Genomic DNA, 14,014 nt, shown 5'->3' with positions numbered 1-14,014 from the left:
CTCCTTGGCGATCAGGCCCTCCTGGATGCCGACCAGAGCGGTGGCGTGCGTCAGGTTCGGGAAGTACCCGATACGGACCTCGGAGGCCGAGAGCTGCTTGTCGCCGGTGGCCGCGGCCTTGGCCTTGTCGTCGTCCTTCTTTGCCTCGGATCCGTAGCCGCAGGCGGTGAGCAGCAGGGGAAGCGCCGCTGTGACGGCGATGGCGCGCAGGGTGGTGAGCGGTCTTGCGGCAGACACGGAGGTGTCCTTTCACGGGATGGTGTTCAGGGAATTGCGGAGAGCCGGGCGGCGCGAAGCCATCGGCACGCACGGCACCCACTCCCGGCCGCCGGCGGCGGGATCGCGGTCGCAGGCTGAGGAATGCAGAGGTGTCGGACGGCCGAGCTCGAAGGCGCAGTCGGTGAGGTCGGCCGCGGGGCCCGCCCGGCCGACGGAGAGCGGACGGGGACAGCGCCCAGTGGCGCACTACGCGGAGCCAGGCCCGGCGAAGGGTGTCAGCAGGGCTGACAGATGGCGCTGGACGTACGGACCAGGTCGATGTGCCGGCGGGAGGTCAGAGGCAGCATCCGGCCTGCGTGGTGCAGTGTTCGCACGGCCACCTCCCTGATTCCTAGTTTTCCCACCTGGTTGGTAGGCATCTTGGCAGAGGGGAACACCCGCCCCAAGAGGCTGACCGCATAGTGGACGCCGAGATCTCGCAATGTGAGAAAGTGCAGGTGGGGCGGCGGGTCAGGGATTGGTCCAGGCCCCGGGGGTATCGGTCAGCGCCGATACGTGAGAGGGAAGGTCGGATGACGCGACGTCGGCGAGTGTCACGCCGTCGAGGATCTCGCGCACGTTGGCCCGCAGCGCGATCCACAGGGGGAGCAGCGACTGGGCGGGGCCGGTGTAGGACAGGTCCGGTGGGCGGACTCCGCGCACCGAGACGAGCGGTCCGTCCACGACGCGGATGACATCCGCGATGCTGATGGACTGGGCGGGCTTGGCCAGCCGGTAGCCGCCGTTGCCGCCGCGCTGGCTGAGCACGAGACCGCCTCGGCGCATGTCGTTCAGGATGCCCTCGAGAAACTTGTGCGGGATGTCCTGAGCGTCGGCGATGGCTTCGGCTTTCACCGGCCCGTCATCCTGTGACGCGGCAAGCTGCAGCGCGGCACGTACCGCATAGTCCGCCCTGGCTGAGATCCGCATAGGGACATTATCCGGCATGGATTCGGCCGGCGTCGGTCGCGGGTGGCCGCAGGCTGCCGGGCGGGCAGCCGTGCCCGGCAGCCGGGGGGTTCAGGACGCGTATCCGCGTCCTGAACGGTGCCCTGCGGGTCAATGGAAGGCCGCCGCCACCGCGCGGTGGGAGCCGTTGAGGTAGTGCTCGCCGATGGAGCGCAGGCGATGCGCGACCGGGCGGTGGGCTGTCAGGACGCGGGCGTTGCGCCAGAACCGGTCCAGGCCGGGGGCATCGGCGAGTTCCAGCACCCTGGCGGTGATGTGCAGGGTGGCCTTCGACATCACGGCCTCGGCCGTGGCGACCAGGGCGGCGACGCCCGCGGGTACCTCGGCATCGAGCTGCGCACCCGTGGCGAGGGCCTGCGCCATCACCTCCGTCGCCCGGTCGACCACGGCGGTGGCCGTCTGAGCGGCAGAGGCGAGTTCCCCGTACGTCAGGAAGAGGTCCGGGTCCTCACCGGGCAGCCGGTGTGCGCGGCCGCCCCTGCTGAGGTCGCGTGCTTCGGTGAGGGCGCCCTCGGCGATGCCGAGGCCGACGTGGCACAGGGCGAGCCGGAGTGCCGGCTCCGCGAGCGCGGTGAAGGGCGCTGTCGACTCCTCGTCGTGCGGCCGGCGGCCCAACACCTGCCCCGGCGTGATGGTGACCCTGTCCAGGACGACCTCGCCCGCGCCGGCGACCCGCTGCCCGAGGCGATCGTGGGCGGGTTCGACGGTCACGCCCCGTGCGCCGGGTGGGATCCGTACGACCAGGACGTCACCGGTCGCTGCGCAGACGGCGTCCACCGCGATCTGGTCGGCTGCGGCCACCGCCGTGTCCACGGACCGGCGTCCGTTCAGCAGGTAGCCGGCGGTGCGCGGCCTCAGGGTGAGGTCCGGTCCCTCGGTGCAGCCGTTGGGTGCGGGAGTGCGGACCGCCCCGGTCCACAGCCACCGCTCGCGCACCGACTCCTCTTCGAGGGCGGTCGCGTGCTCGTGACTCGCGTAGAAGCGTCCGCTCCAGGCGTGTACGTAGTGGCGGGCGAGTACGTCGCCGACAGAGCTGTCCGCTGCGGCGATCTCCCGTATGACGGCGCATCCGGTACGCCAGTCCGCCCCGCGGCCGGGCCCGGGCGGGGTGAGGGCCGCCGGCAGGCCGGCCTCGCGCAGCCGGGCAGTCTCGTCGGTCGGCGGCTTGCCGGCCTGGTCGCGGGCGATGGCGTCCGCGGCGAGGTCGTCCGCGACATCGCGGGCGGTACGCAGGAGCGCGCGGCGCCGCTCGTCGGTGGATCGGGGGCCGGCAGGGCTGGGTGTCGTCCGCATGGGCGTCACCGGCAGGCCCCGGTGCCGCCGTGTGGCGCGGGGGCTGGGCGGACAGCGGTGCCATGGGGGCTGGCGGTGGTCATGTCGGCTACTCCGGAACGTTGTTGGGTGGCGTCGGCCGGTTGCTGGGCGGTGTGGGAGGCGTGCTTGTCCGTTCCGCCGCGCCTGGTCCACATGCCGCTCAGGCGGTGGCGGTGCTCCGGTCGCGAGCCTGGCGAGTGCCGACAGCATCAGCGTCTTGGCCGGACGCACTTCACCGAATCCCCACTTTTCCCATCGGATTGATAGGGATACTCGCCCGAAGCGGCCTTCCGGGCAAGGGTGTGACCGAATCGTGGACAATTCGATCTCGGGATGAAAGACGTTGCAGGTCAGTGGCCGGCTTGTTCGGCTGGGTCGCAGCCGGATCCTCTGTCAGGGAGTGCGTGCACTCAGGGGGTTCGCCGATGTGATGCCTGTCGGCGAGCCTTCGCCGAGGCGGAGATCCGCTGTGGCGACAGGGGCGGCCAGGCCCCTTCGCCCGGAGGTTTCCTATGCAATCAGTAGGGAAGTATTGACGTGTGCCCACCGCGCACTTCACGATGTGGCCATGTCCCCGTCGCAGCCGTTGCTCGTACGCCGCAGGCACGTTGACTTCCGTCTCGTCGCCAGCGCCATCTGCCGACCCGTTTAGGGCTTTTTCGACAGGGCATTTCCTCGACGCGCGCCGGTGTTCCGGTTGCTGCTTCTCTCCGTGCTCCGCGCTTTTCGTGACCCCGGCCCTTTGAGCCGCAAGGGTCCGCCCGGCGTGCGACGCGCCGACCCTCCCGGTCGACTCCGTCACGGAGACCCCATGCCCTGACGTGCCCGAACACCCGGCATCTGTACCTCGATCCGCGCAGCCGAAGGGGCTCATCGTGACCACCGCAACTCCCGCACCCACCGTCCGCCGTTCCCCGGCCCCGCGCCTCCAGCTGGTCGGCGACCGTCCGCCCGGTGTCTTCGCCGGGACCCATGGCGGCCGCATCGGATACCTCGTGTTCCTGCCGGCGGACGTCGACCCGGTGGCGCTGATGAAAGCGCACGGCATACGTCCGGAGATCCGTTCCCTCGAGCCCGGGACGCTTCCGGCTCCCGAGCCGGAACCGGCCCCGCACCCCGACCCCGTCCAGCTCGACGATGCCATCCGGGTCGACCGCGCACGTCGGCTGGTCGAGGTCGACGGGCGCGAACTGGAACTCACCTACCTGGAGTTCGACCTCCTGGCCCACCTCGTGTCCCATCCGTACACGGTCCACACGCGTGATGCCCTCATCTCGGGCATCTGGGGTTATGGGCACATCGGCGACGGCCGAACGGTCGACGTCCACGTAGCCCGGCTGCGCCGCAAGCTCGGTCCCGCCTACCGGGACCGCATCTCCACCGTGCGCCGCGTCGGCTACAGGTACGTTCCCGACCACCAGTAGCCCCCCGGGCCCGCCGGGGGTGGAACTTCTGCCGCCACCGCCGGTGGTTTCTCAGGCGTTCGCGATGACCAGCAGGGTGCGGGCGGCGGCCGGGCCCGTCAGGCGGCAGCGGTGCGGGACTTCGCCCCGGTGGTGGGCGCTCTGGCCGGCGCGCAGGGTCAGCGGTTCCTCGCCCTCGAGCTCGAGGACGATCTCGCCCTCCAGTACGTAGAGGAAGTCCTCGCCGGGGTGCTCGAACCAGCCACGCTCGCCCTGGCCGGGCTCGAAGTGGTGCTCGTAGGCCTCCATCAGCGCGCTGCGCCCGCCGGGGATGAGGACCTGGGCGGTCTGCCCGGCGGCCTCGCTGACGCGGATCACCTGCGGGTCGCTCTCGTGGCTGACCGCACCCGGCCGGGCGGGCGGTCGCAGGAAAGTTCCCGGGGTGACGTCCAGCGCCTCCGCGATCCGGTAGATCGAGCTGAGGCTGGGGGTGGCGAGGCCGCGTTCGAGCTGGCTGAGGAACGGCTGGGAGAGGCCGGAGAGCGTGGCGAGGACGGCCATGGAGACGCCGCGCTGTTTGCGGCAGCTCCGGATCACCCGTCCGACCTCGATCGCCTCGGGCGTGGGTTCAGGTCGAGACACGCAGGTGAACGTACCTCATCACCGATCAAGCGCCGGGGGCTCCGGCGAGGTTTCGTGCTGCCGCAACCCTCCCGTCATAAGCATGGTCAATTATTGACCTCACTTATCGACGACGAGGAGCCGAACGAGGAGCCGCCCCGTGCACGCCACTCCCTCACCGGCCGGCCAGAGCCTCGGCCGGCTCGGCCCCGCCCATGCTCAGACCCCGTGCCGTGGCCGCCCTGTTGACGGCGGCCCTGCTCTGCGCGCTCACCTCGGCCTGCGCCGGCGGCTCCGGTCCTGCAGGCGGCGGCCGCCCCGCCGAGGGCATCGACGTCACCGTGGCCACCCAGCCCAGCGCGAGATCGCCGCCGACCCGGCCGCCGCGCGAAAGGCCGTACTCGCCCAGTCCAAGGGCGCGCTCCAGGCCGACTACGTGGACGCCTTCCAGCTCCGTTACGGCTACGGCGCGACCCTCTCGCCCGAGCTGCCGGCCCAGTTGGAGCAGGAGGCCGGCCGGGCGAAGGCAGCCCAGAGCCTGCCGGGCTCCGCCGACCGCGCCGGGCTGCTGCGGCATCTGCACCCCGCACCCCTGTCGGCCGTCGACCCGGCCGCCGTCACCGTCCGCTGAGCCACACCCCAACAGGAGATCCTCATGACCGTCGACCAGAACACCCTGCGCCGCCGCGGCGTCGGCCTGATCGCCCATGACCCCGCCCGCAGTTACGGCGGCTACACCCTCTACACGCCCATCACCAGCGCCGGCGAAATCCACCTCGTCGACATCGAGGGCCGGCCCGTCCACACCTGGAACTCCCCGCACCCGCCCGGCCGCCAGGCACAGCTCCTCCCGGGCGGCAACCTCTTCTACGCGGCCAAGGACACCAGCAGCCCCACCCTCTTCCCCATCTGGGACGTCTACCACGGCGGCATCTTCCAGGAACTGGCCCCCGACTCCACGGTCCTGCGCGAGGTCCGGCACCCCTTCCACCACCATGACGCCTCGAGCCTGCGCAACGGCAACCTCATCGTCACCGTCGTCGAACCCCTGGACCCGGCCGACGCGGCCCGCATCCGGGGCGGCATCCCCGGCTCCGAAGCCCCGGGCGGGGTGATCTACGGGGACGTGGTGTACGAGCTGACCTGGGACGGGGAGGAGGTGTGGCGCTGGGCTGCCATCGAGCACCTGGACCCCGAGGAGTTCCCGCTCAACCCTCACTTCGCCCGTGAGCACTGGCCCATGGCCAACACCGTCAACGAACGCGCCGACGGCTCGGTCGTCCTGGGCTTCCGCAGCGCGTCCTCCACCGTGGCCGTCGACCGCGCCGACGGGGCCGTGCTGTGGCACATCGGCCCCGACGTCCTGGCGCAGCAGCACCATCCGCACGAACTGGCGGGCGGGAACATCCTGGTCTTCGACAACGGCACCTATCGCGACACCACTTCCGTACCGTACTCGCGGGTGCTGGAGCTGGACCCGCGCACGGGCAAGGAGGTGTGGTCGTACGAGGACAACCCGCCACAGAACTTCTACAGCCCGTACATGTCCAGCGCGCAGCGGCTTCCCAACGGCAACACCTTCATCGCCGAGGGCTCCTTCGGACGGCTCTTCGAGGTGACCCCCGGCGGGGACGTGGTCTGGGAGTTCGTGGTCCCGCAGTTCCGGTCCTTCGGCGAGGGTGTGGGCCTGGAGTCCTCGGCCGGTGCCCAGAACTCCGTCTTCCGCGCCTACCGGTACTCCGCCGACCAGCTCCCCTGGCTGTGAACGACACCCCGGTTCATTTCACCGGAAGGCGTTGTGTGTACGGCGGATGAAATTGCCGCACGCTTTCGCGGATTCCGATATCCGGGCCGTTGACAGCCCTTCTCCAGGCTGCCTAGCTTACGCCGCAGACAACGACATCAGCGGCCTCTTCTGTCCGGCATGACGGCTGCTTTTCGATTCCACGATTCATCGAATGCTGCTGGAGTGTCCTTGACCGAATCGCTTGTCCTCGCCGCGCCCCCGGGAACGCCGGCGCCGGCGGAGAGGGTCCTCCCGCTCCGCCGGCCCGGGCGGTGGATCGCCACCGCCGCCGTGCTGGTGCTCGTCTCCCAGACCGCCCACGGGCTGCTGACCAATCCCTTCTACCAATGGGACCGGTTCACCTACTGGTTCGTCCGGCCGGTCATCGTAGAGGGCCTGTTCATCACCCTCCAGGTGGCCGCGTACAGCGCGGTCCTGGGCCTCGCGGGCGGCATCCTGCTCGCCCTCGGCAGGCTCTCCGCGAACCCCGTACTCCGGTCGGTGAGCTGGACGTACATCTGGCTGCTGCGCTCAGTGCCGCTGATCGTGGTCCTGCTCTTCCTCTACAACCTCAGCGCCCTGTACCCCACCCTGAGCATCGGGGTGCCCTTCGGGCCCGCCTTCTTCACCTTCGACGAGTCGCGGCTGGCCACCGACATCGTCGTCGCGGTCGTGGGACTCAGCCTGAGCGAAGCGGCGTACGCGGCCGAGGTGGTACGGGCCGGTGTGCTCTCCGTCGACCAGGGCCAGCACGAGGCGGCGGCTGCGCTGGGACTGCCCAAGCGGTACCAGTTCGCCCGGATCGTCTTCCCCCAGGCGCTGCGCTCCATCGTCCCCGCCTACGTCAACCAGCTGATCGGGCTGGTCAAAGCCACCTCGCTGGTCTTCTACGTATCGCTGCTCGACCTGTTCGGAACGGTGCAGAGCCTCGGCAGCACCTACTCCGGCGACATCGTGCCGCTGCTGCTGGTGGCCACCTGCTGGTACGTGGTCCTCACCAGCGTCCTCTCGGCCATCCAGTTCTACGTCGAGCGGTACTTCGCGCGCGGCGCGCTGCGCACCGTACCGCCCACCCCCCTGCAGCGGGCCCGGACGGGCCTGCGTGATCTCGGGGACCGCTTCCGGAAGGAGACGGCGCGATGACCACCGCCATGCGGGCCGCCGCGATCGAGGTCCACGACGTGCACAAGTGGTACGGCCGACAGCAGGTACTGGACGGGGTGAGCCTGACGCTGCGGCCGGGCACGGTCACCGCGATCCTGGGCCGCTCCGGCTCCGGCAAGTCCACCCTGCTGCGGGTCATCAACCACCTGGAGAAGCCCGATGCCGGATACGTCAGCGTGGGCGGCGAGCTGATCGGCGTACAGCGGCACGGCAGGCGGCTGAAGGAGCTGAGCGACCGGACGATCCTCGCCCAGCGAGGGCGGATCGGCTTCGTCTTCCAGAACTTCAACCTCTTCCCGCACCTGACCGCGCTGGACAACGTCGCAGCGGCCCCGGTGGCCACCGGCAGACTGCCGCGGCCGCAGGCCCGGGCCCTGGCGCGCGAACTCCTGGAGCGCGTCGGGCTCGGCGACCGGACCGGCGCCTATCCGCGACAGCTGTCCGGCGGCCAGCAGCAGCGTGTGGCCATCGCCCGCGCCCTTGCCCTGCGGCCCGGAGTCATCCTCTTTGACGAACCCACCTCCGCGCTCGACCCCGAACTCGTCGGCGAGGTGCTGTCCGTGATCAAGGACCTGGCCACCGGCGGCACCACGCTGGTCATCGTCACGCACGAGATCGGCTTCGCCCGCGAGGTGGCCGACGAGGTCGTCTTCCTCGACGGCGGCCGCATCGTCGAACAGGGCCCGCCCGAGCAAGTGCTGGACCGGCCCGCCCATCCCCGTACGCGGGAGTTCCTGAGCAAGGTGCTCTGACTCCGCCGCGCCCCACCCCGCCCCACCAGCCCTTCCGAACCGAAAAGGAACACCATGCAACGCCGACGCTCCCTGCGCACCAGATTCGTCCGCGGCCTCGGCGCCGCCACCGCCACCGTGGCGCTCGCCTCCGGCCTCACCGCGTGCGGCGGTGACGCCGAGGCCACCGGACCGGACTCCGACAAGGTCACCGTCGGCGCGGTGTCCAACGGCGCCGCCCAGCAGGCCGAGCTGTCCGTCCCGGTGGTCGAGTCCCTGCGCGCCCAGCTGCCCGCTGAAGTCCGCGAGCGCGGCGAACTCCTCATCGGGGTCGGCGCGCTGCCCGCCGGCTTCCCGCCGCTGGCGTACGTCGGCACCGACCAGAAGACCCTGACCGGCGCGGAGCCGGACCTCGGCCGCCTGGTGGCCGCGACGCTCGGGCTCAAGCCGGTGGTGAAGAACTCCACCTGGGAGAACCTCTTCGTCGGCATCGACAGCGGCAAGGTGGACGTGGCCTTCACGAACGTCACGGTCACGGAGGAGCGCAAGAAGAAGTACGAGTTCGCCTCCTACCGGCAGGACAACCTGGCCTTCGAGACGCTGAAGGACAACCCCTGGAACTTCGGCGGCTACTACCGAAACCTCGCGGGGAAGACGGTCGCGGTGAGCTCGGGCACCAACCAGGAGAAGATCCTGCTGGAGTGGCAGAAGAAGCTCCAGGCCGAGGGCAAGGACATCACCGTCAAGTACTTCCCCGACGCCAACAGCACCTACCTGGCCCTGAGCGGCAAGAAGATCGACCTGAGCTTCGGCCCGAACCCGTCCATCGCCTACCACATCACCCAGACGGCGAGCGGCAACGCCCCCACCCGCAACGCGGGCTCCTTCTCCGGCGCGGGCGAGTCGCTCCAGGGCCTGATCGCCGCGACCGCGAAGAAGGACAGCGGGCTCGCCAAGCCGGTGTCAGAGGCGATCAACCACCTGATCAGGAACGGCCGGTACGCGCAGCTGCTCACCGCCTGGAACCTGTCCAACGAGGCCGTCACCACCTCGGAGGTCAACCCGCCTGGCCTGCCGGTGACCAACTCCTGAATCCCCGGCCCCCGGGCCGCGCCACGGACGGAGAGCCCGCCCCATGAGCACGAACGCCGGTCCCAGCACGAGTACGAGTACGAGCACGGGTATGAGCCTGGGCGCCGTGATGTCCCCGCACGTCCTCGACAACCCAGCCTGGGCCTCGTTGTCCGGCGTGCACGCCGCCTTCGCCGAGTGGGCGGCCCGGCCCGGGGCCGACCCCTCCTCCTCCCGCGCCGCCCGCTATCCGTCGGACGTCTCGCCGTTCGCCGCCCTCGCGGACCCGGCCGACCCGGACTCGTGGGCCGACCTGCGCAGGCTGGTCGGCGACGGCGGGATCGCCGTGCTCGCCGGCGTAGTGACCCCGCCCGACGGCTGGGAGACCGTCGGCTCGGTCCCCGGCGTCCAGCTGGTCGACACCTCGCTGCGCGCCGAACCCGCCCCCGAGGCGGTCAGGCTCGGCCCCCGTGACGTTTCCGAGATCCTCGGTCTGATCGAGCTCACGAAGCCCGGTCCGTTTCTGCCCCGTACCGTCGATCTGGGCACGTACCTCGGCATCCGGCACCGCGGCCGGCTGATCGCGATGGCCGGAGAGCGGCTGCGGCCGCCCGGCTGGACCGAGATCAGCGCGGTGTGCACGCATCCCGACCACCGGGGCGGGGGGCTGGCGACGCGGCTGGTCCGTGCCGTCGCCGCGGGCATCCGGGAGCGCGGCGACGTCCCGTTCCTCCACACCGCCGCGAGCAACACGAAGGCGATCCGACTGTACGAGTCGATCGGCTTCACCCTGCGCCGCCGGCCGTCCTTCATGGCGGTCCGTGCGCCCGGCAACACCGCTGCCAACTTCTCTTAATATTCAGGTCATTGTATGGCACCGCTATCGGGCGTAGCGTCTCGAAGAGATATCAGTGACGGGCTTCCTCATCGCCCTCTCATACGTCCTCATATTCGGCGACGCGTATCGGCCTCCTTTTCGCTTGGCCGATCAGGAAGGCGCATTTCGACGTGTCCTCATTCCCGCCTGCATCCGTTTTCACATCAGCATCTGCCGAATCGCTGCACCTCGCGGTCGCGCTCGACGGCGCGGGCTGGCACCCTGCAGCCTGGCGCGAGCCGGGTGCCCGGCCCGGTGAACTCTTCACAGCCCGCTACTGGGCCGATGCCGTAGCCGAGGCCGAAGCCGGACTGCTCGACTTCGTCACCTTCGAAGATTCCCTCGCCCTCCAGTCGTCCTCGGCCGACGGGCTCGACGGGCGCACGGACCAGGTCCGCGGACGGCTGGACGCGGTACTCACCGCCGCCCGCGTCGCACCGCTGACCCGGCACATCGGACTGGTCCCGACCGTGATCGCCACCCACACCGAGCCCTTCCACATATCCAAGGCGATCGCCACCCTGGACCACGTCAGCCGCGGACGTGCGGGCCTGCGCATCCATGTCTCACAACCTGCCTACGAAGCCCGGCACTTCGGACGCCGGGCGGTCCCGCTCCCCGATGCGGAGTCCTACGAGGAGGCCGCCGACCACATCGAGGTGATCCGGCGGCTGTGGGACAGCTGGGACGACGACGCCGAGATCCGTGACGTGGCCACCGGCCGGTTCATCGACCGCGACAAGCTGCACTACATCGACTTCGAGGGCCGTCACTTCAGCGTCAGGGGGCCGTCGATCACGCCCCGCCCGCCGCAGGGGCAGCCCGTTGTCACCGCGGCCGGCGCCGCCGGTGCGCCTGGCGACGGCAGCGCGGCGTACGGCCTCATCGCCCGGTCCGCGGATGTCGGGTACATCGCAGTGCGCGACGCCGACGGGGCCCGCGCCGCGGTCACCGAGATCCGCCAGGCCCGGGAATCCGCCGGGCTCGCGGAGCAGCCGCTGCACCTCTTCGCAGACCTCACCGTGTTCCTGGACGAGGACGCTCCGGCGGCCGACGCGCGCCGCAGCCGCCTGGACGCGCTCGCGGGCGCCCCGTACAGCAAGGACACGGCCATCTTCACCGGGACCACGGCGCAGCTGGCGGACCTGCTCCAGGACTGGCGGACGGCCGGCCTGTCGGGCTTCCGGCTACGGCCGGGCGCACTCGCCCACGACCTGCCCGCGATCACCCGGGGGCTGGTACCGGAGCTCCAGCGGCGCGGAGTCTTCCGCCGCGCGTACGAGGCGGACACCCTGCGCGGACTGCTGGGCCTGGTGCGCCCGGTCGGCCGCTATGCCGCCCACCCCGCCGCCTGATCCCGGACCCGTAAGGACCCGTCATGAGTAGCAAACCGCTCAAGCAGATCCATCTCGCGGCCCACTTCCCGGGCGTCAACAACACCACCGTGTGGAGCGACCCGGCGGCCGGCAGCCACATCGACTTCGACTCGTTCGTCCACTTCGCGCAGACCGCCGAACGTGCCAAGTTCGACTTCCTCTTCCTCGCCGAGGGGCTGCGGCTGCGCGAACAGGGCGGAGAGATATACGATTTGGATGTCGTCGGTCGTCCCGACACCTTCACGGTGCTCGCCGCTCTGGCAGCCGTCACCGAGCGTCTCGGGCTGACCGGAACGATCAACTCCACCTTCAACGAGCCTTACGAGGTGGCCCGCCAGTTCGCCTCGCTCGACCACCTGTCCGAGGGCCGGGCCGCCTGGAACGTGGTCACCTCCTGGGACGCTTTCACCGGCGAGAACTTCCGGCGCGGCGGATTCCTGCCGCGTGAGGAGCGCTACTCCCGCGCGAAGGAGTTCCTGGCCACCGCGACCGAGCTGTTCGACTCCTGGGACGGCACCGAGATCCTCGCCGACCCCGATTCGGGCGCCTTCCTGCGGGACGCGCGGGCCGGGGCCTTCGCCCACCAGGGGCAGCATTTCGACATCGAGGGCCACTTCAACGTGCCGCGCAGCCCGCAAGGCCGGCCGGTGATCTTCCAGGCGGGCGACTCCGACGAGGGCCGCGAGTTCGCCGCCTCCTCCGCCGACGCGATCTTCGGCCGGTACGGGACGCTCGACGAGGGCCGGGCCTTCTACGCCGACGTCAAGGGCCGGCTGGCCGCGTACGGGCGCAGCCACGACGAGTTGAAGATCCTGCCTGCCGCCACCTTCGTCCTCGGCGACACCGACGCCGAGGCACACGAGCTCGCCCACGAGGTGCGCCGCCTCCAGGTCAGCGGGCAGACCGCGATCAAGTACCTGGAGCACGTCTGGAACCGGGACCTGTCCGCCTACGACCCGGACGGCCCGCTGCCCGGCATCGATCCCGAGACCGGCGAGAACACCGTCGCCCTCGGGCGGGCCAGCGTCCGCCAGTTCCGCGACCCGCTCGAAACCGCCCGGCAGTGGCGCGCGCTCGCCGAGGCCAAGAACCTCTCGATCCGGGAGCTGGTCATCGCCACCACCTCCGGCCAGACCTTCGTGGGCTCCGCGGCCACCGTGGCCGAGCAGATCGACACGCTGGTGCAGGCGGACGCGGCCGACGGCTTCATCCTGGTCCCCCACATCACCCCGGGCGGCCTGGACGTCTTCGCCGACACCGTCGTCCCGCTGCTGCAGGAGCGGGGGGTCTTCCGCACCGAGTACGCCGGCACCACACTGCGCGACCACCTCGGGCTCGCGGTGCCGCAGGCGCCTTCCGGCAGGCAGGCCGCGGGCTCATGAAGTTCCTGGCCATCACCCTGATCACGGACTCCGCGGACCCGGTGACGGGCGCCCCCACACCCACCCGTGAGCGGTTCCGCGAGGTGGTCGCCGCCGCGCTGCTCGCGGAGGAGCTCGGCTTCGACGGCTTCGGGGTCGGCGAGCGCCACGAGCGGCCGTTCCTGTCGTCCTCGCCGCCCGTGGTGCTCAGCCACATCGCCGCGCTGACCCGCCGGATCCGGCTGTTCACCGCCGTGACCACCCTGAGCCTGCTGGACCCGGTGCGGGCGTACGAGGACTACGCAACGCTCGACCACCTCTGCGACGGCCGCCTGGAGCTGATGATCGGCAAGGGCAACGGCACGGCCCAGCGCGAGCTGTTCCACGTGACCCCCGAGGACCAGTGGGAGCGCAACGCCGAGGGCTACGAGCTGTTCCGGCGCATCTGGCGCGAGGACAAGGTGAGCGCCGAGCCGCGCTTCCGCCCCTCGCTGGCCGGCGCCGAGGTACTGCCGAGGCCCTTCCAGCCGGCCCTGCGGGTCTGGCACGGCAGTGCGACCAGCAGGGAGTCCGTCGATCTCGCGGCGCGCTACGGAGACCCGCTCTTCTCGGCGAACGTCACCCACCCGATCGGCCCGTACGCCGAACTGATCCGCCACTACCGGGAGCGCTGGGAGCACTACGGGCACGATCCGGCGCACGCCGTCGTCGGCGCGGGTACGGCCGGCTACCACGCAGCCCCCACCTCGCAGCAGGCGGTGGCGGCGTACCGGCCTGCGTTCGCCCGGTACCTCGCCTTCCACAAGCAGCAGGGTGTGGATCCCGTCTTCCCGACGCTGGAGGACTTCGTCGAGCGGAGCTCGGCACTGGTCGGCAGCCCCCAGCAGGTGATCGAGAAAGTCCACCGCTACCACGAGGCGTTCGGCCACACGGCCCTGCACCTCCAGGCGGAGCCGGGCGGGCTCACCCCCGCGGAGCATCGCGCCTCCCTCGAACTCTTCCAGTCCCGGATCGCCCCGGTGCTGCGCCGCGAGATCCCCGACCCTTCCTTCCCCGACCCGTCCTTGCCCGACCTTTAAGGAG

At 70.7% G+C, this 14,014-nt stretch carries 14 protein-coding genes and 1 pseudogene; 10 read left to right on the top strand and 5 right to left on the bottom strand.

Going from position 1 to position 14,014, the window contains the following annotated elements; genetic code table 11:
• The 4 genes and pseudogenes from AB0M76_RS29955 to AB0M76_RS29940 all read right to left on the bottom strand — a co-directional run.
• Positions 1 to 237 (bottom strand): annotated as a pseudogene (locus AB0M76_RS29955) (sulfate ABC transporter substrate-binding protein); the annotation flags it as partial.
• Between the two features lie 257 nt (positions 238 to 494).
• Positions 495 to 566, bottom strand: a complete 72-nt coding sequence (locus AB0M76_RS29950) for a putative leader peptide (RefSeq protein ID WP_353962829.1) — start codon at positions 564 to 566, stop codon at positions 495 to 497.
• Positions 567 to 729: 163 nt separating this feature from the next.
• Entirely contained in the window at positions 730 to 1,188 is a 459-nt protein-coding gene (locus AB0M76_RS29945) for an Rrf2 family transcriptional regulator (protein ID WP_365955846.1), read from the bottom strand.
• Between the two features lie 129 nt (positions 1,189 to 1,317).
• On the bottom strand, positions 1,318 to 2,520 hold the full coding sequence (locus tag AB0M76_RS29940; protein WP_365955845.1) for an acyl-CoA dehydrogenase: 1,203 nt from the start codon (positions 2,518 to 2,520) through the stop codon (positions 1,318 to 1,320).
• A gap of 896 nt (positions 2,521 to 3,416) precedes the next feature.
• Between AB0M76_RS29940 and AB0M76_RS29935 the strand changes: the two genes are divergently transcribed.
• Entirely contained in the window at positions 3,417 to 3,965 is a 549-nt protein-coding gene (locus tag AB0M76_RS29935) for a winged helix-turn-helix domain-containing protein (protein ID WP_365955844.1), read from the top strand.
• Positions 3,966 to 4,016: 51 nt separating this feature from the next.
• On the opposite strand, the gene AB0M76_RS29930 is transcribed toward AB0M76_RS29935, so the two are convergent.
• Positions 4,017 to 4,586: an XRE family transcriptional regulator gene (locus AB0M76_RS29930; protein WP_365955843.1), complete on the bottom strand. Its 570-nt coding sequence runs from the start codon at positions 4,584 to 4,586 to the stop codon at positions 4,017 to 4,019.
• Positions 4,587 to 4,725: 139 nt separating this feature from the next.
• On the opposite strand from AB0M76_RS29930, the gene AB0M76_RS29925 reads away from it, so the two are divergent.
• The 9 genes from AB0M76_RS29925 to AB0M76_RS29885 all read left to right on the top strand — a co-directional run bounded on the left by AB0M76_RS29925 (position 4,726) and on the right by AB0M76_RS29885 (position 14,010).
• Positions 4,726 to 5,196 (top strand): hypothetical protein, encoded by a 471-nt coding sequence (locus tag AB0M76_RS29925; RefSeq protein ID WP_365955842.1) that lies wholly within the window; start codon positions 4,726 to 4,728, stop codon positions 5,194 to 5,196.
• A 24-nt stretch (positions 5,197 to 5,220) separates the two neighbouring features.
• Positions 5,221 to 6,330, top strand: coding sequence for an aryl-sulfate sulfotransferase (locus AB0M76_RS29920; protein ID WP_365955841.1), 1,110 nt, complete (start codon positions 5,221 to 5,223; stop codon positions 6,328 to 6,330).
• Between the two features lie 159 nt (positions 6,331 to 6,489).
• Positions 6,490 to 7,494 carry an amino acid ABC transporter permease gene (locus AB0M76_RS29915; protein ID WP_365955840.1) on the top strand — a complete coding sequence of 335 codons (1,005 nt, stop codon included), beginning with the start codon at positions 6,490 to 6,492 and terminating at the stop codon, positions 7,492 to 7,494.
• A complete protein-coding gene (locus AB0M76_RS29910; protein ID WP_365955839.1) occupies positions 7,491 to 8,267 on the top strand; it encodes an amino acid ABC transporter ATP-binding protein in 777 nt (258 codons plus the stop codon). The genes AB0M76_RS29915 and AB0M76_RS29910 overlap by 4 nt, the downstream gene beginning before the upstream one ends.
• A 54-nt stretch (positions 8,268 to 8,321) precedes the next feature.
• Positions 8,322 to 9,338 (top strand): ABC transporter substrate-binding protein, encoded by a 1,017-nt coding sequence (locus tag AB0M76_RS29905; protein ID WP_365955838.1) that lies wholly within the window; start codon positions 8,322 to 8,324, stop codon positions 9,336 to 9,338.
• Positions 9,339 to 9,429: 91 nt separating this feature from the next.
• Positions 9,430 to 10,173 (top strand): GNAT family N-acetyltransferase, encoded by a 744-nt coding sequence (locus AB0M76_RS29900; protein ID WP_365955851.1) that lies wholly within the window; start codon positions 9,430 to 9,432, stop codon positions 10,171 to 10,173.
• Between the two features lie 152 nt (positions 10,174 to 10,325).
• The gene (locus AB0M76_RS29895) at positions 10,326 to 11,549 is read left to right on the top strand and encodes an LLM class flavin-dependent oxidoreductase (RefSeq protein WP_365955837.1); all 1,224 of its coding nucleotides are present in this window, start codon (positions 10,326 to 10,328) and stop codon (positions 11,547 to 11,549) included.
• A 23-nt stretch (positions 11,550 to 11,572) separates the two neighbouring features.
• Positions 11,573 to 12,952, top strand: a complete 1,380-nt coding sequence (locus AB0M76_RS29890; protein ID WP_365955836.1) for an NtaA/DmoA family FMN-dependent monooxygenase — start codon at positions 11,573 to 11,575, stop codon at positions 12,950 to 12,952.
• A complete protein-coding gene (locus AB0M76_RS29885; RefSeq protein WP_365955835.1) occupies positions 12,949 to 14,010 on the top strand; it encodes an LLM class flavin-dependent oxidoreductase in 1,062 nt (353 codons plus the stop codon). The genes AB0M76_RS29890 and AB0M76_RS29885 overlap by 4 nt, the downstream gene beginning before the upstream one ends.
• Positions 14,011 to 14,014 lie beyond the last annotated feature (4 nt).

It is taken from the genome of Streptomyces sp. NPDC051364 (genome assembly GCF_040682115.1).
Taxonomy (GTDB): domain Bacteria; phylum Actinomycetota; class Actinomycetes; order Streptomycetales; family Streptomycetaceae; genus Streptomyces.
Note: the sequence above shows the minus strand (reverse complement) of the source record. Positions and strands in the feature narration are given on the sequence as shown.